The sequence below is a fragment of the Sporomusa acidovorans genome (assembly GCF_900101845.1).
In the GTDB taxonomy this organism is placed as follows: Bacteria; Bacillota; Negativicutes; order Sporomusales; family Sporomusaceae; genus Sporomusa; species Sporomusa acidovorans.
On sequence record NZ_FNAM01000066.1, the window covers coordinates 1 to 24,511 of the forward strand.

A 24,511-nucleotide genomic window follows, 5' to 3' on the forward strand; every position below is an offset into this window, starting at 1 on the left:
GCAGAACAGACGTAAAAAGCGGCAAAAAAGCAGAGGCAGAAATTCGCTTGTATATTACGAGTATGAAAGGCACTATCGAAGAAATTGCCCAAGCTTCCCGGTCGCACTGGGGAATTGAAAATAATTTACACTGGGTGTTGGACGTTGGGTTTCGAGAAGATCAGTGGCAGACGCGAATGAATATCGAGGCGGCAAATTTATCACAATTGAGGAGACTGTCGGCAAATTTGTTGAAGTTAGAATCTGATTATAATGCCTCTATTCAGCGCAAGCGCTATCGTTGCTCGCTAGACCCTGACTATATGGAGAAAGTCCTTTTTAATCCCTGCCTTTTTTCATGAACATGCCCTGGTATTATTAAGTTTATGGATACATATAAAGAGAGCCGTTCTCGTTTGTGAGAACGGCTTCAGTTGTTGTATACCTATATTATTTATCTTCTGTTGGTGTTGGCTTTATAGGACTTATGGTAATATCTTTAACAAATTGCTCCATACATTTCTGCGTAGCCTTGGCAAATGCATTTACCGAACTAGGCATCCCAAGTGCAGCAGAACTTGTTCCATGCCCCATGATGTTTTGTCTATATATATATTGACCAGTACTAACATCAACCACCTTAGCTTGCATATCCACATCAATATTATATTTAGCAGACCAAAAATCTATTCCCGCTCTACCATAACCCATACCTAAAACTAGGCAGATTATATAATCAAAGTTTCGCTCTTTCCCAAATTTAGCAAGTTGTCCTTTTTTTATTTGAGAAATATCGGTCACTTCTTCATCCTCGGTGAAAATTAATACATCTTGCGAAAGCTTGCTATCAGTGACCAGATTGTAAGCTTTATTCGGGAATTTTTCATTTAACTTATCATAGATTATTTTTATAGCTTTTTCATTACTACGAATAGCTCCCTGACCACCAATAAGAACTGCTATTGTTGGCTTAGATTCAAGAGAAGAACTAAAATTAACTTCTGCATGTGCAGGTATTGCAAATGATGAAATTACTAAGCAAAGAATAAATGCGAAAACTTTCTTCAATACGACCACTCCTTATTCAATATTTTACATATATTTACCATATTACTACAAAAAGTAGCCTATTCCTGCAAAAAATATATTTTTCTAGACATTTTTATTAAAATATTCAAACAAATAATAAAAAAAATAAACCCTGCCAGCGGTTAAGCCAGCAGGGTAATATTTACTTATGGGCGGGATTACGGCAACCCCCATCTATTGGCATTCTGTATAGCCATAGAACGATTTACGTTATATGTTGCTTGTCTTACTTGATGTGCATTGTTGGTTAATGCACGCCTTACCCCGGTTCCGTCCATAACAGAAACTTTGTTAACAATTGTCTGATTGATTTTAGGCACTGTAAATTGTGGCTGTGATTGCTGATTATTACTATTACCACCAAACAGACTACCGCTTTTTACTGCTGCCCTAAAATCTTCGGCAAAAGGTACTGGTAAAATTGTTTCTTTTTTGTGAACCATAGCTAAAGTATCTTCCGGCAATTCAAACGATCCTACGTCATAGCTAGGCAAACTGGTTAATACCGTTCCTGTACTATAGTACGATGATGCAGAACGATCTTTTGTCTCTGAAGATGTGGAAGACTTACCGCCACCAAATAATGATCCTATAGCCGCCATTAGCAGCATTGTAGGTAGCATTTCGAGCATAGCACTTAGACTAGCTTGAATAGAAGAAACAACCGTTTGCCCCATAGCTTGCGCCGATCCTGTAATAATTTGGTCTTTGCTCAGTTCAAGGCCTTTTTGGGTAATGGCTTTTTGCTGGGTGATAGCTGCTTGTTGTTGGGCGGTTGACTGTTCAATAGCTACTCTTGCCGCCGCTCCCAAAGCCGCCTGAGCCGTTATTTGTGTCTGATTCTGCTTTTCTTGCAAGGCTTTATTATTGCCGTTTAGAGCTTTGCCAAACGCTTTATCTGTAAAATCCTTGGCTATTGCATTTGTTAGCTGTTTTTCAATTGTTTTTCCAACAGAACTTAAAATATTTTGTAGTGACTTCAAAAACGAAGTAGCTCCATTTAGATTATCCTGGAAAGCTTGACTCAAAGCATCGGCCATAGAATTCTTAGCTTCCAGGATATTTTTATTTAATTCTTTCCACATGGAATTATCAATATTCTTTACCTTGTCAGCATGTTGTGAATAGGCGGTTTCTAGCTCTTTCAACGCCGACAGAGTGCCAGTTTTATTTTTAGTCAAATTAATAAGCTTTTCAGCGGCAGCATTACGATCTTGGTCTGTTGTAGAATTAATATAATCCGCATAAGCCGCCCTAATCTCGCTAGTGTCATTCAATGTAGCCAATAGCTGCTTATTTAGACTATCAGACTGTATTTTAAACCGCTGGTTCTCTAAATCGCTTTGCAAAGTTAATAATTGCTGTTCATTAATTTGCCCCCGGTCATACAAAGTCTGATATTTCTTTTCCTCTGCACTGATTTCATCTAGGGCTATTTGCTGATGATATTCAGCTACCTTCTTGGCTAATTCGATTTGATAGTCGCTAAGTTTCTTTTCTACATTGTAACTTTCTTTTAAAGCGGCTATATACCATGCTGTACCTTGAATTTCTGTTTTGTAGGCATCATCCGCCCGCTGTTCCCTACCAGCAGATTGATCTGATAATTCACGGTGTTCAATTTCCGTTTGAAGTTCTTTGTCAAGGGACTGCCGTTTTAATTCAACTTGTTTTTGCAAATACTCTTCTTGGCTGATCTGCCGTTTAGCAAGTTGCATCTCCAACTCGTCCGACTGAATCTTTAGCGAATCCTTATAGGTTTCAGAATCTAAACTATGCTGTCCTTTTAAAAAGTCTAACCGTTCCTTGTCGGATTTTTCAACGCCGTCAAGGTATTTGTGATAGAGATATAATTTTTCATTGGCAGAATAATTGGCAAGACTAACATCTTCCTCATATTGCCTTTTCGCTATTGTGTAGGCAGAATCTCCTTTACGTTCCCTGCCCGTACCCTTACCTTTGCCTTTTCCTCCACCACCGGGAGTAGTTTCATCCCCACCAACAGTACTGCCATCACCGGAAGGATACCAATGGTTTCCTAACCCTGCTGCTCCTGCTCCTTTATTGGAATAGAATGTTTTTGCCCTATCTGCTATTTCTTGCTTTGCGGCTTCTTCTTTTTCTGCAAATCCTCTTAATCCTTCTATAGCTTCTTGGTTTGCATTTTCATAATAGGCATCTCTATTTTTAAAGAATTCAGAGTTAGCTATGTCTTTTAATGGTTGCCATCCAGTAGCATCTGCAAGTATCTGTGCTCCGCTTTTATCTGCGCCAGACTGTTGCAATTCATCTGCTTTCGCTCTTGCTTCTTTTGCATTATTTTCATGAAAACGGTACATAGCTGCATCAATACGGCCCAATGCCTCTTCTATTGCATCAGCAGCTTTATCAAAAGCAACGGCTTCGTTGTTAATAGCGTCAATCCTATCATTGCAATAATTTATAGTATCGTCTCTTAATTGCTTTTGAACGGTAACGATATTATCTAATGATTTCTGAATATTTTTACCTTTTTCAGCATGTACTTCTTGCTCATGAGTAATAGCGGCGTTAATATCTTCGGAATGAGTTATACGTTCAGCAGCATCTTTACCGACTATTTTTGCAAGTTCGTCCTCTGTTGCTTGCATATCTTTTTTAATTTGAGTAGCTTTTTTTTCATCATCACCGACAGCAATTAAGCTTTGCTGCATTTTACTATATGACTCGCCAAGAGTGCCGATAAACTCAACTTGTTTTTGATTCATTTCTAATTCTTGTTTTTTTGCTGCTATTAAATCTTCATTTTTTTGTATGGCACTCTGAGTAGCATTGCCAGCAGCCCCTAAACTAGCAGCATAAATAGAACCGCCGACAGCCGCCGCCGTTAATGCCGCTAATATCAAATTCATACCGCCGGTAGCAGCCGTAGTAGCTACAGCCAACCGGCCTTTTGCTACCGTATTAGCATTTGTAGTAGCCGTATCTGCATCTAAGGCTATTGTTTCTGCAGTACTTGCCGCCGCATCTTCTAATTTTTTAGGCACAGTTGAAGCTAATGCCGTTCTTAATCCAATAACACCAGCATTTAAAAATGTTAACGTTTTCGTTAATACAAATCAACTAATTCCCAAAGCGGCAGCAACCCCGGCAACCTGATAAGCACTAGCCGGTATAGCCTGCAATCCTTTAAGGAAGTTATTAATAGCATTTCCCCGTTATATTCCGGCGGTAAATTACCTTGTGGATCACACTTACCAGCAAGAGCCATCAGCTTATCATATAAATTAGGCTTTTCCTCATGTTTCGTTGTTTTATCACCATCAAAAACCTTTAACATTATATCAACCTCCAAAATTCTTCGCGCGTGTAGCGGATATTATAAAATTTTTTCATCTGAAAATTACCTTTGCGCTTGCAAAATTTACTAAATTAACGGGGCGGCTAAAGCACAGCAAAGGACTCCTGACTTGCTAGAATTTTTGACGGGGGGTCTAGCCGCCCTTCACGCATAGAGCTAAATAAATATAAAATTTACTATCTGAAAACAGGCTAAAAACTTATGAACTTAGATTCTTCACGTGAAAAACCTCGCACATAATGCGAACCAGCTTAACACGATGAATTTTAAAGAATTACTTTTTTTCCCGTAGACATTTACGTTTTTTCAGAATCGCTCTAATTCAAGTCTCACAAGCTCACCACGCCATCAAACTGGCTTATACATAGTTTCGGCTTCTTCTCACCATAGCCGCTTATATCGCTGTCCTGTTGGTCTTAAACTAGTAAACCTTCGGACTGCATCTCTTTTAATACTCGCCTGCACGTCAAAGACCGATCACTTTGTTTTATTATCTCGTTTACCGGGATAAACACCGCTTCACCCCAAGGTAACCTATGTTCCTCTACAAACCAAGCAACACAAGAACAGGCTTCTTCTAGTTCCATAGTCTCTGGATAAGTAAACTCTTGTCCATACATTGATAAAGTCACATTAAAGCCGTTATTATTTGGCGCAGACTTTATCTCTATCCATACAGGCTGCTTTGCCTTTAGCTCGTCCAATTTACCCGCTGGCTTAAAGTTCTTGCTTTGTTTGGGCGGCTCTGCTACCTTTGCACCAAATGCGCCCATTACATCAGTATCAGTCAAATACTGCTCATTAAATATCCATTGTACAAACTTTGCTATGCGATCTCCGTCCGTTTCTAGATACTGCAATACTGCTGCATGATAAGACATAACAGGCGGTAATGTTTCCCCGGCGTATTCCTCAAATTTCGCTACTGTCATGCCGTGACGTTCAGCCATTTGCAAAAATAAGTTCTTGTAATACATTACCCTATCTGCTTCTTTTGGGTCTGTAAGGAATGTTACTAACGCCACACCCCGCCCAGTTAAGGCATATTCTTTTTCAGTCTCCATACATACACAACCTTTTACAATTATTAACGGCCCTCTCACTGCCGCAATATCGCTGTTGTTCAATCTAATTTACCTTACTTTTTTCAACCGGGCGTATTATGCTATTTAATACAGCAGCAACCTCAGGTGTTACCTTAATATAATCAGAATCAAAAGGAATGAAATAACCCCCAATTTTTTGAGCAAGTCTCCAACCATCAACAATACCACTGGCATATGCTAATGCATCAACGGGATACTCAAAAGACCGTAATAACCCAAATACTGGTTGTCCGTCTTTTTCTTTTCCGGTATTCATGGTAACTGCGTACTTGCCATTATCTAATATAACTAGTAATTTATTTTCCACTACTAATCAATCCTTTCTACTCATTGCTTTTTCAGTTCTCGAATATCCTTTGCCACGCCGTAAAGCCTGCGCCCATATGCTTGGATTAACTTTTAGCATTGCCATGATTTCATCATGTTTCAGCACTAAAATACAACGTGGCAACCGGATAACTATTTCAGACCTACCCATAATAGCACCGCCCCAGACCATATTAGCAGGAATAACAAAATATCATCTGCTAGTCGCCGCCTAAATTGTGTCCATACTACCTTAATCCGATTCATCATTACCTTTACCCCCTTCTACAACCTTTAGCCGTAACTGTGCCAGTTCTGAATTTGCAAAATCAATGTACTGTTGCCGCAAATCCTTGACATCTAGGAACCTGCACATTATGTCTTGTTCAGTATTAAGTTGGTCAACGTGAGATTCTAATTCACACCAGAATGTTTTCCATTCTTTCATTTGTCGGGCTGCTTGTACCAAATAATTCAGCAGAATTTTATATTGGTTTGTTTGAGCAGTCATTAACCTTAAAATTTCCTGAGTCTGCTCGTTTGTTAATTCATTGGTCTCATTAATCACTTTACATAATTCAAATATTCTATTTCCTATTTCATTGCAATCATTAGCATTTTTTTGTTTCCATAATTAAATTACTCTCCTTTATCATGATACTTTTCCCAGACTCCCGCCAAATAATCGCATAGCATCAATTATTGGCCGCATGTCCTCGCCATGACTTAGACCTTCGCAAATCTCAAAAAACTCACCAGCCGATAGCGCAAGGTCTGCAGGATATTTCTGCCGTATACGCTGTTTGCTGGTATCATCAGGGCATAGCCACACTGCCCCGCCCCATAATTCGGCATATTCTGGCTGTGGCTCAATTAATACCGAATGTTTTAGCTTACCTTGGTATGCTAGCTTGATAGCTTCGCTTGCGTCCATCATTCTGCTTTGCAGGTATGTTATAGCCTCTTCCTTATGAGTTTTAACTTCACCAAGTAAAAGAGCCGCCGAACTGTCCGGCAGCCCTTCACGATTATATTGATATTTCAGCTTCTTATTGACAATTAAAAAAACAAATCCCAACCGTTCAAGTTCAATAATCTGTTGCATTAGAACTCACCGCCTAATAAATTAATACCTTGAAGACTATTCTCAATATCCTCAATATCCCCAAAACTAACCTTTACTAATGGGTTTTGAGTATTTTGGGAGTTTTGAGAAGTGTATTTTGGATTTACTTCATAAATCACACTCGGTCTACCTGCCTTATTTTTTTCTGATACCTTTTTACGAATATATCCATAATCAAGTAAAATTGACAAACCAGCATCTAACATTTCTACCCTTGGAAAACTACCCTTAATAGACTGAAATAAATCCCGTTTTTTAAATTCCTGGACCCCTGTCTTTTCAATCCATCGCAAGAATATTTTCGCTGATTCTATATCTTCATTATCGCCCATGATATTAAATGCGGCTTTAGCATGTTCGATAAGATAACTGCCTATTTTAACGGCATTATTAATCTCATCCCTATTAATGCGCTGTTTCCACGGCTCATTATCACCGGCATGTTTTGCCATATAAAGAATACCGGCAATCCTAGCAACTGCTCCGGACAGTTTTCCACCCCAATCTGTTATACTGGCAAGTTCGCCGCCATCAGCTAAATTTGGTTCTAACCATTCTTCAAATTTGATAAATTCTACTTTGGCGGCATCATCTAGTAATAAGACATTTGTGTAGCCATGAAATTGCAAGTCAAGCAAGCTTTTAATTTTATTACAATATCGCTGATGCGTCATTTCTGACAGTGCTATAGTATTGATATTTCTGTGACCTATATTGCTCTGTGGTAAGCTATATAAAAACCGGCCTAGCAATCCACGCCCACGAAAACCCGGCTTTTGTACCAGTCCCCTTAATACATCCGGTTGAATTGCGAGTCCAATAGTAAGCGCAGGATTATCTATGCTTATGGACCCCCTGCCGATTCTGTCTACGCGTACAAAATCACCTGAATGCCCCTTGAGTACAACCCCAATATTAACAATATTCCCAGAACTATACCTTCCTGCTAATATATCAAATAAATCACCCTCGGCACTCATAATAGCCATCCTTCCTTGTTGTTCAGCCAATAATGCCGCTATGCTTTCAATTGTGCTATCATCAGCCACTAAACGCGGCATACTTGGTACTTGAAACTCTTCGATTCTCTTTGACAATTCATTAATCGCATCGTGTTCTAGTGACTTACCATTTGCCAATGCCTTGGCTTTTGCACTCTGTGCTTGCTGTAATGCCTGTTCCAATGCTTTAAATTCGTTTTGAGCAGTTCTTACTTCGGCTGCTTTGCTTTGACGTAATCCTTTTTCATATTCTACTAAGGGCAAGGTGCATTCAGTAAAAACCGCACTTTTACGACTTGCAGGGGGCAACGCAGTTACGGTATAAATGTTAAGCGGTTCACGCCACCCATCATGTGGCATTATTTCAACCTTCCGCGCTACAGCAGCAACGATCACTGACAAAACCAACATACAAGATAAGTCAATCGGTGTTTGTGTAGCTATCGATAGTTCCGTAGTATATCGTTGTAACCAATCAGGTAAGCATTGAACCGGAAAAGTTGGCACTGTATATGACGATAGGGGAATTATTTCCGGCCATTCATCATTTTGAGGATTTTGAGAATATTGGGAAGTATATTCCTGTGCTTGTTCAACTAATTTTGACAATTCATCTTTAGTGTGACCTGCACTTAGCCAATCTGTTATATCCCCCTTGAGTGGCAGCCCCGGTAAATCAATTACTTTAACTTTGCAACCATGCTCATATAACTTCCTGGCTGTATCCTGTTGTAAGTTTCGTCCCGGCAAATCATTGTCTCCTAAAATGACTACCTCATGACCGGGCGGGATAATGTTGATATGTTGAACCTTCCAATAATCTGAAGCCCCGCCCACGGTTGTAGCTGCTAAACCATGCCCTCTAACAGTATCACAATCTTTTTCACCCTCAACAGCATAGATAGTTCTATGGTTTTCAATATCATCTTGGACTTCTGACTGTCGATATAATCCACATTGTAAACCGTTTTTACCCTTGAGCCATTGTCCTGCATCTTTATGAAACCATAATGCTTGTTTCTGACCGTCCGGCATCTTCCAAATTTCTTTTTTAAGAATTTCCTGACCTTCAATTGTAGTCCAAACATGTTCACGATCTTTTGTTGCTTGTGACCAATCAAACGCTTGTTTTGGCGGTTCATTATTCAATCCCAATTCATCAGCAAGGAATTTAATTGTGTCTGCCGTATTCGCAAACCCTTTGGCTAGTTTCACCAATTCTATAACATCACCCTTGGCCCCACAGCCAAAGCAATAGAAGCTTCCCTTTTGAGGATTAACAGAAAAGCTAGCGGTATCCTCATTATGAAATGGGCAGCAGCCCCAGTACTCCCCGTTTTTTTCTTTTAATGCACCGCCAATACAATAGCGATTATATGCATCTAAAATTAGTAATCTTTCTTTAATGGCTTCAATAATATCCACTATTCCATCACCGCCAATGCAGTAAAACATTGTAAATTTCCTTGAATTCTGCTATAATTAAAGCGTAAATTCAATATATCACCCACTTCCTGCCGCTTACTCTCAATAGCGGCTTTTTTGTTGTATTTTAATAGATTTTGCGGAGCGTACCATACTCTTGTGGTTCATTGCATTGTTCGCTTTTTTCTCGTTCGTCCATCCATTTCATGACGGATTCTAATCTAAAAAAGATACGCCGACCGACTTTAAATGACGGCATTCCACCCTCAATACGCCATTTTCTGATTGTCCAGGGCGTAACTATTTTCCCCGATGGGTCAATTTTTTTTGCTAATTCCTTGTCGTTTAAAACTTCCATTATTTTTTTACCTCCCGGCCTATTTTTTCAATTGCTAACAACATTTCCCCGGCTTTGTCGGGCTTAATTTCATACCTGAACATACGAGATAGGCTATCTTCTCGAATACCTAAATAGTCGGCTAGCCGCCATTGAGGAATCCGCGCCTTTTTTAGCGCAGTTTTAATTTTTTGATTGTTGGTCATATTTTAAATCCTCCCATGATGTTGATTTTGTTGGTATTTTTGGCATAAAAAAAAGCACCCTATGGTGCTCACACTATTTTCGACATGTTATTTTTTTCTCCTGTTTCAGATTAGAAAAAGTGCAAAAGACACCCATATAAAATGAATGAGTGCCTTTTCTTGTTTATTAATTTTTTAGAAAAACCATAACTACTTTAAGCGACTTTCGATACTAACACTATAACATGTAAAATCGGTATTTTAGGACTGACTTTTATTAATTATCCACAAATAAAAAAGCCAAGGCAATAAAGCCTCGGCTCAACATATTAAAATTGTTTAAACTTCACCCTTAACATTATGGTATCAAAAGTGCCGCAATAAGTCAACATCAAAATCAAATTTATTTATTCACTCCCAACTACTTTTATTTAATTTCATCCATTCAATCTGAATATATCCCCATAGATAAAATATAACTTCTCTTTGTTGATTAATAAGTAGATTTCTTTTTATGCTTAAAATATCGCTCAATTCCTTAATATTGGTATTATATTTTTCACAAAGGAACTTATCTCGTGTTTGATTGTCAAGAATCTCATGTTCTCTATTAACGCACGTAGCCCACTCTATGTATTTAGTGGATTTCTTAACTGCTTCAAGTTTTTGTATTAATTCTTTGTACTTAGCATCTTGGTGTAAAGTTTTAGTAAAATTTAAAATATCAGAATCACTTTCCAAATATTTCTTCCAAAAGATTTCATGGTAATTATCTATTTTTAGACTAATTTCAACATCCGGCGAAGTTCCATACTGTTTATATATTTTATCGCGGTTCTTCTGTAAATTTCCTTTTTTTAATGCCCATTCACTATAATTTAATTCTTCAAGCAATTCCTCAATAGATTCTCCAAAAAAAGTAACGATAACAAGGTTAGATTTTTCCGCTAACTTCTTTCTAACCCTAGGATTCACCTTCTTCACTATATTAATCGTTGAATTAAGAAGATTTGCAATCTCCGCTTGCTTCTTTTTATCAACTTCATACAGATAAAATACTCGGCTATCAAATTCAGTAATTACGCCAATCTTAGCAAGTAATTGCAAACCAAAGCGCAAAAACTCTTTCATTTCCTTTGTTAGTTCCTTATGGATATAGAAGCGTTTTATTGAATATATTTTATTGGTTTTTTTGCTATCAAATGACGAATAATAATTATCATTAAAAATATCATTTTCTCTAGTAAAATCTACTACTCTCAATATATATCATCCCTACTTAACATTCTTCCTGTTCTCCATAAATACTTGAAAATCCTTTTCCTCTATGCGATATTCACGCCCCATCTTGTAGGCCACTATTTCACCATCACGAATCCATTTTTGTATGCCACGCTCTGTAAGTTTAAGCATGTCTGCAATTTCACGAACAGTATAATATTTCATTATATCACCTCTTACAATAATTATATAAAATACATTCTAATATGTCAATATAAGTATTTACATATCATAATAAGTATATTACAATAAAGATATAGTTATTAGAAGAAGGTGTAAACATGGCAACATCTTACGGCTCTGTTCAAAAAACGGGTAAACATTCCTGGAAATTAACCGTTTCAAGCGGCTTTGACGGTTCTGGCAAAAGAATTAGGCACACTAAGACGGTTCATGTCACCAGTGACAACGAAGAACAGCAGGAAAAGGAAGCTAGAAAACAGCTTGCCCTATTTATAGCCGATATCGAAAAAGGCCAGACGGCCACATCCGGCAAAATGACTTTAGAACAATTCTTTGAATATTGGCAGGAAAACTACGCTATAGGCCGTCATGCTCCTAAAACCATATCTTTTAATAAAGGCTTATTTAAGCGCATCAAAGAAGCATTGGGACACAAGCGGCTTGATAAAATAGAACCTAAACATTTACTATCGTTTTATAAAAATCTCGCGGAACCAGGAGTAAAACAAGACCCTAATGCTAAACGCAGAAAAAAAGAAAAGACACCTAATTCTGATACCGAAAACCAGAATAAAGTTTCCAATACTGAGACCCCTATTATTAACAATACTCTATCCCCTAATACCATAAAGAAATACCATGTTTTTCTCCATTCATTATTTGAAAAGGCAGTACAGTGGAATTTTATGGCATATAATCCAGCCGAAAGAGTAGAACCACCCAAAACAGAAAAAACAGTTAAAAAAATATATGATGAAGAAACAACAGGCAAATTCCTGCTCTTATTAGAAAAGGAAGAACTAAAACATAAATTAATGGCTCTGCTGCTAATTAGTACAGGTATGCGACGCGGGGAAATGTTCGGCCTGCAATGGCATCATGTAGACTTTGACAAAGGTACTGTTAAAATTGAGCAGGCTAGCCAATATCTGCCGGGAAAAGGGATATTCATTAAAGAAACGAAGAACGAATCTAGCAAAAGAACTATCACCATTTCAACTAGCATTATAAATCTACTGCACCAATACAAGGCTGAACAGTCAGCCAAACGGCTTAAGCTTGGCGGTACACCGGATAAGGGCGGCAAGTGGCAAGGAGCAGAAAAACCGGAAGATGATTTTATTTTTACAACCTGGAACGGTGAAAAAGCTCACCCCGATAGTGTAAATACTTGGCTTAAGGACTTCATTACGAATAATGAGCTACCCCATATCACCACACCACACAGCTTTAGACATATGGCTGCTACATACCTTATAACATCAGGTACTGATATTAGAACTGTAGCAGGTAAGTTAGGGCATGCAAATACTACCACAACGACTGTTGTTTATAGCCACCTATTAAAATCAGCCGAAAAAGAGACAACCGATAAAATGGAAAACTTCATTCAGCAAGCAACCGAAAAAGCAAAAGAAAAGGAAAAAGAGAAACAAAAAAAGCAGGCAAAATAGCCTGCTTAAATTTTTCCCATTCTAAAAATTTACTTTGTATGTATTTGTATTTGTTAGTACAAGATTTTAAGCCGCTGTCACCAAAAGTGTCACTAGTTTACCGTAATAGGCAAAAATTAAAGGCGCATCAAAAGCCTTTCAGCCCTTGATACACCTGAGTTTTTAGATGGTGACCCACCACGGAATCGAACCGTGAACCTACTGATTAAGAGTCAGTTGCTCTGCCAGTTGAGCTAGTGAGTCAGCATAATGGCTGGGGTGCTAGGACTCGAACCTAGGAATGCGGGAGTCAGAGTCCCGTGCCTTACCAACTTGGCGACACCCCAATATATAGATTAAATTTTAAGCACAATAGATATTATATATAGTTATTTTTCTTTTGTCAACTATCTCATGCCGTTATTGCCGGATTATCTTTTTTCACATCACTGCTTGCAATCCATTTGCCACACTGTTTACAACATACTAGGGCATCAGGCAATGTCCAGGTTAATAACTTGCCGCATTTGTCACAGGTAAAAGGAACTAATAGCGGTTGCGTTTGATTATTCATTTTATTTTATCATCCCTTCTCTGTTATTAGTTTACCCATTGCCTTATATTTCCATAAATATTTTTTCATTCCTGCCTCATTGAAAAAATATTTAGACTATCTTCATACGTACACCGCTTCCTGTCTAAAAAAATAACTTCGCGCCGATGACACGAAGTTATTTTTGCAGGTAAGACTAAGGACGCTAACCGCACCTTAGACCTTTGTAACTACACTCAACCTATTTAAATTGCAAAAGTTTATTGTTAAAAATAAAAAGGCCAAAGAAATGCCCTTTAGAGCAATTCTTTGGCCTTTAGTTGTCTAATCAGCCCAAGTAGTATCCGTATAAAAGGTATATTGAAATATTAGCATACCAGCATCCGGGTTGTCAACGAGAAAGTGATCTAAAATATATAGATACTCCTAATCGGCATATCATCAGGCAATGAATTGGTATCGCCGCCATTCAGCCAGTCAGTCGGCAGGCTGTCAGCGCTGATGTCAAGCTCATAGCGAATTCTTCTGTCGCGCGCAACCGCATACAGGGCGTCGGAGTAACTTATGGAACTCACTTCGCCTGCTGTTCTTAATTCTCCTAAGGTAGCGCCTACGCCAATACCACTGACTGTCTTATATTTTTTGTCAAATACATGAATTGCAGTAACCACTTTCTCACTATCTTTCTTTTGAGCAAAATAAATAGCAAGCGACAGCGCCCCGTCATCTTGGTCGTATGCCTTGAGCACCGGATAAAGTCTGCCACTAAAAAATTCTTCACCGGCGCTTACGGCATGTTTACCGAACTCTTGATATAAAGCCTCTATTGATTTACCCACACCAATGTTTCCCGCGTAACCTGAAGTTAATACAAATTGGCCTGCCGGACCAGCCGCTGCTTCCGGTGAACGGGCTGTAGCACTGCTGGTTCCGGTTCTCGACAGCTTGCCAGCTTGCGCATAAGATTTGTCGTTTTTATTGGAAACGGGAACGATTTTCTCCTGCCCTTCACCAATTCCCGCTTTTGCTAACGCTTCCAGCACCCTGCGGTCGTTTTTTGCCTTAGCCAGACTTACAGCAGAATTTCCGTTACCATCCCGGGCAGAACTGTTAGCCCCTCTTTGCAGCAAAATTGTCACCACATCGGCATGATTATTCCCAACAGCCTTCATCAGCGGTGTTTGACCTTCTTTATCCCGGGCATTTATATCAGCTCCCTTGTCTAAGAGCTGACGTACAATGGTAGTTCGCCCGTAAGCGGCTGCGGCATGCAGCGGTGTAAACCCGTCATTTTTCCGGTAAGAATCCGGCGACATTCCGGCCCGAATAAATAATTCGGTAATATCCTTTTTCCCCCGGCCGGCATATTTAACAAAATCTTCGACCGTAAAATTCACACCCGTACGCATAAGCTGATTTTCCGGCAAGTTGGCAGCCTCGAGCTTAGCTTTGCTGTCCATAATCCCATAATAGGCCCCCAGCCCAACAATAGCCGGCATCAAAATCAAGGCAAAATAGATCAAGTGTCTTGCCTCAAGATTTGTCCCCATTCTTCCCAAGCCCGCTTTTATTTTGCCAAATATCCCGGGGAAATCCGGCTTACTCATGTTTGGTCGCTTAATCCTTTTTATTTTTTGCATGAATTCTTCCATTTTTACCTTCAAATTCGCCCACATAATTCGCTCCGGCAGATAAATTTATCTAATTAATATATTCGCTTTTTACAACCATATTCCCTTTTATTTGCCATCGAAAGCCACATGTGAAATAAATATCTTTCTAACAATTACCAATAGCAAATCCGCCGCATTTGTTATCCATGCGGCGGAATCATTCATACTATTTTTACTTTGTACTCACGCAGCCAATGATCAGCTTGAATTAGATAGGCAAAAAGCTGCGGCCCGCTCATTAATTGACCAAACCAAGGTATATTGGAAGCAGATAAATCCGCACTGGCTATTTCTCTAAGTTTATTAATATTAAGAACCTGCTTGAGTGGTGATGATTCCTGGTTTAAAACGCGGAGAGCCTCAGTTACAACAGCTCTTGTATAGGCCGGATTATGCGTTTTGGGATAGGGGCTCTTCTTTCTCCACAAAACATTTTCCGGCAGAATACCTTCCAGGGCATACCGAAGTAGTCCCTTTTCCCTGTTTTGCGCATTTTTCATGTCCCAGGGAACATTCCAAACATAGTCAACAATCCTATGATCACAGAAAGGTACGCGAACTTCCAAACCAAACGCCATACTCATCCGGTCTTTGCGATCCAGCAGTGTCGGCATAAAACGGGTAAGGCTAAGGTAAAATATTTCCCGCATTCTGGCTGAGCGTTTCTCTTCTCCCGGCAAGTGCGGCACTTCAGCCAAAGCGTCACTATAGCGCTGCGCTACGTATTCGGCAGGTTTAATTCTCTCCTGAACCGCGGAGTTAAGCCAGGGAATACGGATTTCAGGATTAGGGGACCAGGGGAAAGTTGTGGCATTAATCATATGTTCCCGTTGAAACCAAGGGTACCCGCCAAAGATTTCATCCGCGCATTCTCCGGATAGGGCTACTGTCGCCCCTTTTTTAATTTCGCGACAGAATAAATACAGCGAGGTGTCGATATCCGCCATCCCCGGCAAATCCCGGGCCAATGCTGCCGGTCTCAGACTCGCCGCCAGTTCGGGAGTATCTAATAAAATGGTATGATGACTGGTATCAAAATGGTCGGATACGCAGGTAACCCAGGGTGCATCCGCATTCGGCTGGAAGCTGCTAGCCTTAAAATATAATTCGTTGTCCACATAGTCGACGGAATAAGTGTCCAGTTTACCCAGCCCTGACCGTTTATAGGACATAGCGGCCAGCGCCGTCAGCGCACTGGAGTCAAGTCCGCCGGACAGTAGGGTACAAATGGGAACATCGGATACCAATTGCCTGCTGGCAGCGTCGATCAAAAGCTCTCTGACTTTAGCCTTGGTCGTTGAAAAGTCGTCCGTATGCGGCTTGGACTCCAGCGCCCAATATTGTTTTATCATCTTTCCCTGCCGGTTATATATCAGGGAATAACCGGGCTTTAACTCCCGGACATCACGAAATACTCCGTTTCCCGGCGTACGGGCCGGCCCCAGCATAAATACTTCAGCTAATCCCTCTTCATCAATTTCCGGTCGTACCAGCGGATTGGCCAATAAGGTTTTGAGCTCAGAGCCAAAAATAAAACTGTTTCCGCGTTCAGCATAAAACAGCGGCTTTACACCAATACGGTCACGTGCCAAAAATAGGCTTTGGTTTTTTTCATCCCATATCCCAAAGGCATAGATTCCATTAAATTTTTCAACACAGGCTGCTCCCCACTCAATAAATGCCACCAGCAACACTTCCGTATCGCAGTGGGTGGTGAACGTATAACCCCGTTCCTCAAGTTCTTGCTGCAGTTCGGGCGTATTGTACAATTCTCCGTTATAAGTAATAACATATTTTTGATCCCCACGGTAGCGGATCATGGGCTGGGCGCCCCCTACCGGATCAATGACACTAAGCCGGCGGTGTCCTAGAGCCGCATGAGTTGTAATATAGGCTCCCTGCGCATCCGGCCCGCGCGCTGCCAGCGTCTCAACCATAGCGGACAGGATATGGCTTTTTTTCGCAAGATTTTGTTCCCAGTCAATCCATCCAGCAATCCCACACATGTACGATCATCTCCCTAAAAGAATAGCCTGTGTCACTACGCCGCCAGCTCTCTGGCGCGCTGCACAGGCGGCTCTGCCCTCACATTGATTCGCATGCTTATAAATATGCGCAATGGCAAACAATTGTCACAAACTGAAAAAGTATGTATGGCACACGGATTCATCGGATACGCTAACTTCAAATAAACCTGATTCAGTTAGGAGGAATTTACATGGAAACTATGAATACCAATGCGCAAACTGAAACAAAAACATCAACTGCTGCGAATAAACCCACTTTTCAAGAAGGACCCGATATTGATAATGCTAATGCGGTATACCAGGACACTAGTCTTGATGCCACCGAGGATTCCCTGCGAACAGAAAAACTAAAGCCGGGCAATAAGCATGCCACCAACAGCTTGGTAGCCAGAATGTTGTGGGGGCACGAAGAGAAGGTAAGCCTTAACGCCCGGGTTTCAGAGGACGGAACATTGGACTTGAATGATGATGTCCGCTAAGCGCTGGATGCACACACAAAAAAACAGGCCATACGGCCTGTTTTTTTGAAAACTGTGACCTTAATCACAGCCTGTTTACCATTGATTTGGTAAACTTATGACAAGCTAAATACAAAATTTTATCAGGAGGTTAACATGGAAAAACAATTTATCAAAAATATTGAGTTTGGTAAAGCCCTGGAGATGGTCAATCTGGTCGACTATCAACCCGGCAAAGTAGTCAGCCTGACGTTATCGCAAAATAAAACGCTTAGTATGACATTGTTTGCCTTCGCTAAAGGCGAAGCCATCAGCAGTCATTCCGCCCCTGGTGATGCCATGGTCTATATTCTTGACGGCAAAGCCAGTATTACCGTTGGCAGTGAAGAAATCACGGCAACTACCGGACAAGTTGTTGTTATGCCGGCTGAAGTGCCTCATGCCTTAGACGCTGTAGAAAATTTTAAAATGTTATTAGTGCTTGTCATGTAACTTATAGACGTAAATCAACCCCAAGCACGCCGGTTATATTTTCATGATCACCCGTAATTGCCAAAGAAATGGTCAAACACGGCTGGTGAGATATCGCGGAAACATATATCTCTGATACATAGAACTCACCTTGCAGTGCCTGCTTAAACCACATTCTCGTTTGGGCGTTGGCAATTCCGGCAGGCGGCAACGAAACAACAAATTGCCCATCCGGAAGATTCGTCCAGGCAGCCTCAAGTTCAGGATTTTTAGCCATAAGATCTTTTAAAACTTCGGTATGGTTAGAAAAATCCAGCGACTTGATACGTTCATCCTTTACTACCCGGGCAAGTAAGGTATGTAATTTGGCAATTTTTTCATCAAGCTCCGCCTGCCGGCCGCTATTCATATCGATAAGGGTGATTTTGCCGGTAGTTGCAACCAAGCTATCCGCAACCTTCGCTAAGACATCTCCCATTTGCCGAGTATTACTCAAGTGTTTATCCTGTTGTGCAATGGAAGCCGCCACCGTCATCATGCGGCTGGCGGCTTGCCCGGCTATGTTAGCAATCTGGCCTAAAAAGTCGGCTGTTTTCTGTGTTGCCGCCAGTTGATTCTGCCGGGCGGCAGTCGCTTCGGCTACTTTATTTTCAACCTGCACACTGGCAGCAAAAATCGCCTGCAGACTATCGTCTGCCCCCTTCATTTCCCTGGCTCCTGTTTCAACAGCAGCGGCCCCCGCTGCCGCAGCCTTAGCGGCTGATACTACGCCGCCGTCAATTTCAGCCAACAATTTATTAGCAGAATACGCGGCATCGGCACTGGCATCTGACAATTTTTGAATTTCCTGCGCCACCACTGCAAAACCACGCCCGTGTTCACCCGCTCTGGCAGCCTCAATACTCGCATTAAGTGCCAAAAGATTGGTTTGGGCCGACATTCCCTGGATGGTAGTCAGAAGGCCGTCAATATCCCGGGCCATTTTGGTAAGAATACTTATTTTTTCTCCTACTTCGGCTGAGGCCTGTCTGATAGAATCCATAGCCACTGCCACTTTGGCAGTGGCCTGACACCCCTGTTCGGCCGCCTTTTTGGATGTGATACTGTCCTGATAAATATCACCGGCTACTTCGGTGATTGTTTGAGTGGCCAACATAACGTCGTCAATTTGTTTGGCGGCATTTTTTGTAGCCTCGGCAATATCCTGGGACAGCCGGTCGGCAATGTTAGACTCCTGGCGCGCTTGTTCAGCTAAGTTGGCTGCTTGCCCAATCCCTGCATTCACTTGATTTACCGCTGCCGAAACCTGGCTTGATGATACCTGCGTTTCCTGAATAAAACCACGCAGCATCTCGGCCAATGCGGCAATATTACCGGCCAATGGCTGAATTTCTGTTGGGTAATCATTTATCGTTACCGTTTCTGACATATCACCATGTAAATAGCTTGTCATCACTGCATTCAATTTCTCAATCGCTTTATTTTTACCAAACCACATTGTCAATCTCACTCCCTGTCCAGGTATCCAAGTAAACCCGATTGAAATACCAATAATTATATACTATATAGAATTCAGTCTTATGGCAAGAACAAATAAGTCAGGGTCCATGAAATGCTGGACATTACATTTTTGATTCTCTCAGTGAGATACAAATTATACCTTTTTCTCTGGTTCGACGGATCCAGCCTGCCATCGTCCGGCTATAGACAAAAACCCGCATTTATTTCCCTGGAAATAAATGCGGGTTTCTATTATTGTGACAAAACATCTGACAACCGGTATAACTCCGGGTCAATGTCCTTTTTCTTACTGATAGCGTCTGTTATTGGGACTTCCACACACTGGTTGTTCCGATAACCAATCATAATATCTGATTTGCCTTGTAAAAGATCCCTAACGGCTCTTTCCGCCAAACGGCTAGCCAACAGTCGGTCAGATACGGTAGGCGCCCCGCCGCGCTGAATATGTCCCAGAACAGATACCCGTGTCTCTAACCCTGTCTTAGCGGAAATAACTTTACCAAGATCGATGGCACTCCCTGCCCCTTCTGCTACAACTACAATACTGTATTGTTTTCCTTTAGCTCGCGACTCCAACAACTGCCTGCAAATATTTTCGGAGGAAAATGGCTGTTCCGGAATAAGAATAATTTCTGCTCCACCTGCCAGTCCTGCCGTAAGAGCAATCCAGCCACAAGCCCGCCCCATTACCTCAACCAGCATAACCCGTCCGTGAGCAGAAGCGGTATCCCGCAATTTATTTATGGCATCAAGGGCTGTATTTACGGCTGTATCAAAACCAATCGTATAATCAGTGCCCCAGATATCATTATCAATCGTTCCCGGTAACCCGACAAATTTAATTCCCAGTTCGGCCAACAGTTTTGCTCCTGTAAGCGAACCGTCACCGCCAATAACTACAAGTCCCTCAATCCCATGTGCCTGTAGATTGGCTACGGCCTTTTGCCGTCCTGTCAAAGTTTTAAACTCTTCACTGCGGGCTGTTCCCAAAAAGGTGCCGCCTTTATGAATAATATCACCGACAGAACGTGAATCTAATTGTGTCATGTCATTGGCAATCATACCAGCATAGCCGTTTTTTATTCCCCAAACTTCAATCTGGTTGGCCATCGCTACGCGAACTACGGCCCGGATAGCTGCATTCATTCCCGGACAGTCGCCACCACTCGTTATTACTGCTATTTTTTTCACACTATCCCTGCCTCTCAAAATAAATCAAAATTATCGCATTCGTCTAAACGCTCAGTGCACCTTGACGGGTAGCTAATTTTCGCTAAGCCATCAACAGACACTTTGCCCTTCTTTAAGAATATCACCTGATAAACACAAAAGAAAATTAAATTAAAAACATAGCGACGATTGTAGTTGTGATTAGCCCGCATAATACCGGTACTAAGTTCTGTCTTGCAAGGTCAAATGGATTCACGCCGCAAATTGCGGCTGCCGGCAGTAACGCCCAGGGGATTAAGGTTCCTCCCCCTACCCATATGGCAGCAATCTGACCTAATGCGGTTAGCGTGGCAATTCCTGAACCAATGGCTGCTGCAAACAACCGGGCAATAGATCCTGCTAATGAGATTCCCGAAAAGCCCGATCCATCCAACCCTGTCACTGCGCCTACAACTGTCAGGGTAATCGCGCTGACTCCGGCATTAACGGGTACTACTCTGGCAATTGCCAGACCGACATCATTAACCAAGCCTTGTGAACCTGCCGGCAAAATCTCCCCCATAATATGGGTTATACCACTATCTCCTAAGTAGAAAAAAGCCGCAATAGGAATTACAGGGCCAAATACCGTAAACCCAAATTTAAAACCATCAATAAAATAGGCTGTTATTTTTTCTAATCCCTGTTGTTTATGAGCAACCAAAGCAATTAACGCTAAAATAAATACCGCCGTACCGCCAATTAATGCGGTGGCATCACCGCCTTGCAAACCAGTAGTATACATAATAATTACATCTATAAAGAATAGTATCGGCACAGCCATAGCAAAGATATTCTTCACGGTAACAGATAAGGCAGCAAATAGTACTGTATTCTCCTCATCTTTTTCGATCAAATACTTATCGCCATCAGCTCCGGTTGTCTGATTGCCGGCCATATTTTCCTGCCGCATCTGCCGTATTAACAGCCAGTAAGCGGTAACTGTGGTAACCAAGCCCATAACGAAAACTAACGGCACACTGGCACTAACAACACTTTTCACGGGAATTCCGGCGGCTGCCGCCGTCAGTTTGGGTGCTCCCTGAATAACGAAATCGCCAGACAGTGCAATCCCGTGGCCAAATAAGTTCATCGCCATTGCGACCCCCAAAGGAGGCAACCCCGCTTTCACTGCTACCGGAAAAAGTACGGCTCCCACTAACGCCACCGATGGCGAAGGCCAAAAGAACCAGGACATAATCAACATGACTAAACCTGTAATCCAATATGCTTGAGACGGCGTACAGATAAGCTTAGTTATCGGTGCGACCATAGCTGCGTTAATGCCTGTGACATAAAGCACCTTACTCATAGCAACAATGATGGAAATAATTAAAATAGTATCCATCAATTCAGTGGCAGCATATACAAAACTATTAAATATGCCGCTAATTGCCTGATAAATTGATCCTGTCACCATGAAACCAATGACAAAAATTCCGACAATACATAGTAGGGATGTGTCACGTCGCTTTACCATGACCCCTAAGATTAAAAACACAAACAGTACATAGACATAGTGCAGCGCCGTAAGTTCAAGTCCCATGTGCTTACCTCCCCGCTGACATATTTCCCTACAAGATATGCAGCAAGAAGAAATTTAGCATGTTAAAAAAGAACTCTCGCGGCCTTAATTCCTACCCAAGTAGCCATAAGTCCGATAATCAGGTTAGCGGCAATATTATTAAAAGCAGCCATCACGCCGGTATCCTCCAGCAGTTTTAAACTTTCATAACTATAGGATGAAAAAGTAGTGAACCCACCCAAAAAACCTGTCGTAATTAACAACCGCCAATAAGGATTTGCGATAAACTTTTCCGTAACGAGTGTCATAAATAGTCCTATAATAAAACACCCTACCACATTAACAAGTAATGTACCATACGGAAACAGCGTGCCTAACTTATCTGCAGCCCACAAGGAAACTGCATACCTAACTACAGATCCTATGCCACCACCGATTACAACTAAAAGTATGTTCGTAACGATTTAAATCAGCTCCTCATCATATTACATAGTATCCAATAAGGACTTGCAGGCAGGTTAGTAAAAGCTAATGCCAAGCAACAACGACGAAGCGTACCAGCACCCTGACAGAGATAATCTTTATTGGGCTTCAGCTAGATCTTACTATTATTGTAACGAATCCCAACAGAAAAAAGATAGTTCTTTTTTATACTTATTTTAGCATATTTATCTACAACTGAGTCTGTTGAAATGAGGAATGATCATGTTTTTAATTTACGCATTGACCGGAGTGCTTTGCTTAGGATTAGCGCCGATATTCGGGAAAGCGGTTTTAAACAGCATCAATCCTGCTACAGCCTTTGTCCTGCGAACAATGATTGCCGCTATTATCATCGCGATCTGGTTTCTTAGCGCCAGAAGCTATACCGAACTTCTCAGCATCCCGCCATCGCTCTGGATCATCATAACTATTGAAGCCATATTGGCTGCACTCCTAGGTGATTTAGCCTATTTTTACGCCTTAAAAGCCGGTAATATTAATGAAGTATCCCTGATTATGTCTTGTGCCCCCTTAGTTACAATCATTTTAAGCTATTTTATACTGAACGAAATCGTCACCACCAGTCAAGTTATTGGTGCTTTTTTTATTACGATTGGTCTGATTTTAATCAGCCTACAGTAGTAAAAGGCCTATTTTATATAGATTCCCGGATAAAAAAACTGGCCCGTTATGAGCCAGTTTTTTTGCTGGAATTATTACAGCTGCACACCTTACCCTTTGTTGAGTTCTGATAAAACATCTATATCGATGAATTACATCAAATTGGGAAAAACATTCCTTTGCTATAAATCAAAATTTATTGTTGCAATATTTTTCAATCAATCTATGGCTTTACTTCATTACTAACAATTTTTATAAAATTAAGTTTTCTTATCAAAAATAAAAAACGCCAAATAAGGTATTTTCCTCATTTGGCATTACTAGCATGGTTGCGGGAGCAGGACTTGAACCTGCGGCCTTCGGGTTATGAGCCCGACGAGCTACCAACTGCTCCATCCCGCGATATAAAAGTTCCTTTATTGATGTTCCTCACTACCGCTCGGAACTAAGCGATTCGCACCAATCAGTCTTCGCCTCTCGGCTTGCCTTCTTGGGCTCTCTGCTTATCACTACCGCTCGGAACTAAGCGACTCACTCGGGTTCTCGCTTCGCCTCACGGCTCGCAAAAACCCGGTTCGCTGCTTATGGCTCCCCGAGTAGGACTCGAACCTACGACCGATCGGTTAACAGCCGATTGCTCTACCAACTGAGCTATCGAGGAATATTTTCGATATTCAATTGTCGATTTACGACTTTCGATTTATCATTTTTTTGAAGGTATGCTCCTTCAAAACTTCACAGAAGATAAGCAGCGAACCAGGTTATTAGGAGCGTCAGCGACGCTAGAACCTGAGTAAGTCGCTTAGTTACGAGCGTTAGTGAGTAACCTCATTTTTCACTCGTTCTCACTACAATTAGGTTTTACGTCGTTCGCATTTATGCGAACAAGTTAAGTCAAGTGCTCGGCCTATTAGTACCAGTCAGCTCCATGGATTACTCCACTTCCACATCTGGCCTATCTACCTTATCATCTATAAGGGGCCTTACTTCTTGCGAATCACAGACCTCATCTTAAGGCTGGTTTCACGCTTAGATGCTTTCAGCGTTTATCCTTTCCGGACGTAGCTACCCAGCTGTACTCCTGGCGGAATAACTGGTACACCATTGGTCCGTCCACTCCGGTCCTCTCGTACTAGGAGCAGTTCCCTTCAAGTCTCTTACGCCCGCGATGGATAGGGA

General features: G+C 41.3%; 25 protein-coding genes, 4 tRNA genes and 1 rRNA gene. 5 read left to right on the forward strand and 25 right to left on the reverse strand.

Translation table 11 applies throughout. The features are described 5' to 3' along the window. Window positions 1-341, forward strand: a 341-nt coding sequence (locus tag BLR65_RS26185) for an ISAs1 family transposase (protein WP_143122663.1), incomplete at its 5' end; no start/stop codon positions are given. Window positions 342-429: 88 nt separating this feature from the next. Here BLR65_RS26185 and BLR65_RS26190 read toward each other — a convergent pair. The 13 genes from BLR65_RS26190 to BLR65_RS26245 all read right to left on the reverse strand — a co-directional run bounded on the left by BLR65_RS26190 (window position 430) and on the right by BLR65_RS26245 (window position 11,340). Continuing rightward, window positions 430-1,047, reverse strand: a complete 618-nt coding sequence (locus BLR65_RS26190; RefSeq protein ID WP_093797380.1) for a hypothetical protein — start codon at window positions 1,045-1,047, stop codon at window positions 430-432. A gap of 179 nt (window positions 1,048-1,226) precedes the next feature. After that, the gene (locus BLR65_RS26195) at window positions 1,227-4,094 is read right to left on the reverse strand and encodes a hypothetical protein (protein WP_093797382.1); all 2,868 of its coding nucleotides are present in this window, start codon (window positions 4,092-4,094) and stop codon (window positions 1,227-1,229) included. Window positions 4,095-4,156: 62 nt separating this feature from the next. Further along, window positions 4,157-4,387 carry a hypothetical protein gene (locus BLR65_RS26200; protein ID WP_093797384.1) on the reverse strand — a complete coding sequence of 77 codons (231 nt, stop codon included), beginning with the start codon at window positions 4,385-4,387 and terminating at the stop codon, window positions 4,157-4,159. A gap of 437 nt (window positions 4,388-4,824) precedes the next feature. Then, complete coding sequence (locus BLR65_RS26205) at window positions 4,825-5,472, reverse strand: hypothetical protein (RefSeq protein WP_093797386.1); 648 nt, start codon at window positions 5,470-5,472, stop codon at window positions 4,825-4,827. A 64-nt stretch (window positions 5,473-5,536) separates the two neighbouring features. Continuing rightward, entirely contained in the window at window positions 5,537-5,821 is a 285-nt protein-coding gene (locus BLR65_RS26210; protein ID WP_093797388.1) for a hypothetical protein, read from the reverse strand. A 6-nt stretch (window positions 5,822-5,827) separates the two neighbouring features. Further along, window positions 5,828-5,992, reverse strand: coding sequence for a hypothetical protein (locus BLR65_RS30200; RefSeq protein WP_169716786.1), 165 nt, complete (start codon window positions 5,990-5,992; stop codon window positions 5,828-5,830). An 81-nt stretch (window positions 5,993-6,073) separates the two neighbouring features. Further along, window positions 6,074-6,388, reverse strand: coding sequence for a hypothetical protein (locus BLR65_RS26215; protein ID WP_093797390.1), 315 nt, complete (start codon window positions 6,386-6,388; stop codon window positions 6,074-6,076). Window positions 6,389-6,472: 84 nt separating this feature from the next. Then, a complete protein-coding gene (locus tag BLR65_RS26220; protein WP_093797392.1) occupies window positions 6,473-6,925 on the reverse strand; it encodes a hypothetical protein in 453 nt (150 codons plus the stop codon). Continuing rightward, the gene (locus tag BLR65_RS26225) at window positions 6,925-9,372 is read right to left on the reverse strand and encodes a DUF3987 domain-containing protein (RefSeq protein ID WP_176772810.1); all 2,448 of its coding nucleotides are present in this window, start codon (window positions 9,370-9,372) and stop codon (window positions 6,925-6,927) included. The genes BLR65_RS26220 and BLR65_RS26225 overlap by 1 nt, the downstream gene beginning before the upstream one ends. Before the next feature lie 127 nt (window positions 9,373-9,499). After that, a complete protein-coding gene (locus BLR65_RS26230) occupies window positions 9,500-9,730 on the reverse strand; it encodes a helix-turn-helix domain-containing protein (protein ID WP_093797396.1) in 231 nt (76 codons plus the stop codon). Further along, on the reverse strand, window positions 9,730-9,915 hold the full coding sequence (locus BLR65_RS26235) for a hypothetical protein (protein WP_093797398.1): 186 nt from the start codon (window positions 9,913-9,915) through the stop codon (window positions 9,730-9,732). The genes BLR65_RS26230 and BLR65_RS26235 overlap by 1 nt, the downstream gene beginning before the upstream one ends. Window positions 9,916-10,305: 390 nt before the next feature. After that, complete coding sequence (locus BLR65_RS26240; RefSeq protein WP_093797400.1) at window positions 10,306-11,157, reverse strand: hypothetical protein; 852 nt, start codon at window positions 11,155-11,157, stop codon at window positions 10,306-10,308. 12 nt (window positions 11,158-11,169) lie between these two features. After that, complete coding sequence (locus BLR65_RS26245; RefSeq protein ID WP_093797402.1) at window positions 11,170-11,340, reverse strand: helix-turn-helix domain-containing protein; 171 nt, start codon at window positions 11,338-11,340, stop codon at window positions 11,170-11,172. Between the two features lie 116 nt (window positions 11,341-11,456). Here BLR65_RS26245 and BLR65_RS26250 point away from each other — a divergent pair, with 116 nt between their 5' ends. Continuing rightward, window positions 11,457-12,812 (forward strand): site-specific integrase, encoded by a 1,356-nt coding sequence (locus BLR65_RS26250; protein WP_093797404.1) that lies wholly within the window; start codon window positions 11,457-11,459, stop codon window positions 12,810-12,812. A gap of 167 nt (window positions 12,813-12,979) precedes the next feature. Here BLR65_RS26250 and BLR65_RS26255 read toward each other — a convergent pair. From BLR65_RS26255 to asnB, 5 genes are all read right to left on the reverse strand, one after another. Then, window positions 12,980-13,055, reverse strand: a tRNA-Lys gene (locus tag BLR65_RS26255). Window positions 13,056-13,062: 7 nt separating this feature from the next. Then, window positions 13,063-13,138: transfer RNA gene (locus BLR65_RS26260), tRNA-Gln, on the reverse strand. A gap of 65 nt (window positions 13,139-13,203) precedes the next feature. Continuing rightward, window positions 13,204-13,365 (reverse strand): hypothetical protein, encoded by a 162-nt coding sequence (locus tag BLR65_RS30205; protein WP_169716787.1) that lies wholly within the window; start codon window positions 13,363-13,365, stop codon window positions 13,204-13,206. A gap of 386 nt (window positions 13,366-13,751) precedes the next feature. Continuing rightward, the gene (locus BLR65_RS26265; RefSeq protein WP_218130674.1) at window positions 13,752-14,996 is read right to left on the reverse strand and encodes an ankyrin repeat domain-containing protein; all 1,245 of its coding nucleotides are present in this window, start codon (window positions 14,994-14,996) and stop codon (window positions 13,752-13,754) included. Between the two features lie 182 nt (window positions 14,997-15,178). Then, window positions 15,179-17,023, reverse strand: a complete 1,845-nt coding sequence (asnB, locus tag BLR65_RS26270; RefSeq protein WP_093797408.1) for an asparagine synthase (glutamine-hydrolyzing) — start codon at window positions 17,021-17,023, stop codon at window positions 15,179-15,181. Window positions 17,024-17,235: 212 nt separating this feature from the next. On the opposite strand from asnB, the gene BLR65_RS26275 reads away from it, so the two are divergent. Further along, window positions 17,236-17,523, forward strand: a complete 288-nt coding sequence (locus tag BLR65_RS26275; protein ID WP_093797410.1) for a hypothetical protein — start codon at window positions 17,236-17,238, stop codon at window positions 17,521-17,523. Window positions 17,524-17,658: 135 nt separating this feature from the next. Then, on the forward strand, window positions 17,659-17,994 hold the full coding sequence (locus BLR65_RS26280) for a cupin domain-containing protein (protein ID WP_093797412.1): 336 nt from the start codon (window positions 17,659-17,661) through the stop codon (window positions 17,992-17,994). 1 nt (window position 17,995) lies between these two features. Here BLR65_RS26280 and BLR65_RS26285 read toward each other — a convergent pair whose 3' ends face one another. The 4 genes from BLR65_RS26285 to crcB form a co-directional block, all read right to left on the reverse strand. Further along, window positions 17,996-19,471 (reverse strand): methyl-accepting chemotaxis protein, encoded by a 1,476-nt coding sequence (locus BLR65_RS26285; protein ID WP_093797414.1) that lies wholly within the window; start codon window positions 19,469-19,471, stop codon window positions 17,996-17,998. A gap of 254 nt (window positions 19,472-19,725) precedes the next feature. Continuing rightward, window positions 19,726-20,685 (reverse strand): 6-phosphofructokinase, encoded by a 960-nt coding sequence (gene pfkA, locus BLR65_RS26290; RefSeq protein ID WP_281241601.1) that lies wholly within the window; start codon window positions 20,683-20,685, stop codon window positions 19,726-19,728. 145 nt (window positions 20,686-20,830) lie between these two features. Continuing rightward, complete coding sequence (locus BLR65_RS26295; RefSeq protein ID WP_093797416.1) at window positions 20,831-22,249, reverse strand: hypothetical protein; 1,419 nt, start codon at window positions 22,247-22,249, stop codon at window positions 20,831-20,833. 62 nt (window positions 22,250-22,311) lie between these two features. Further along, a complete protein-coding gene (crcB, locus tag BLR65_RS26300; RefSeq protein WP_093797418.1) occupies window positions 22,312-22,692 on the reverse strand; it encodes a fluoride efflux transporter CrcB in 381 nt (126 codons plus the stop codon). Between the two features lie 241 nt (window positions 22,693-22,933). On the opposite strand from crcB, the gene BLR65_RS26305 reads away from it, so the two are divergent. Next, on the forward strand, window positions 22,934-23,353 hold the full coding sequence (locus tag BLR65_RS26305; RefSeq protein WP_176772811.1) for an EamA family transporter: 420 nt from the start codon (window positions 22,934-22,936) through the stop codon (window positions 23,351-23,353). Window positions 23,354-23,658: 305 nt separating this feature from the next. On the opposite strand, the gene BLR65_RS26310 is transcribed toward BLR65_RS26305, so the two are convergent. The 3 genes from BLR65_RS26310 to BLR65_RS26320 form a co-directional block, all read right to left on the reverse strand. Further along, window positions 23,659-23,734, reverse strand: a tRNA-Met gene (locus BLR65_RS26310). Window positions 23,735-23,917: 183 nt separating this feature from the next. Next, a tRNA-Asn gene (locus BLR65_RS26315) sits at window positions 23,918-23,993 on the reverse strand. A 229-nt stretch (window positions 23,994-24,222) separates the two neighbouring features. Further along, window positions 24,223-24,511: ribosomal RNA gene (locus BLR65_RS26320) — 23S ribosomal RNA — on the reverse strand; the annotation flags it as partial.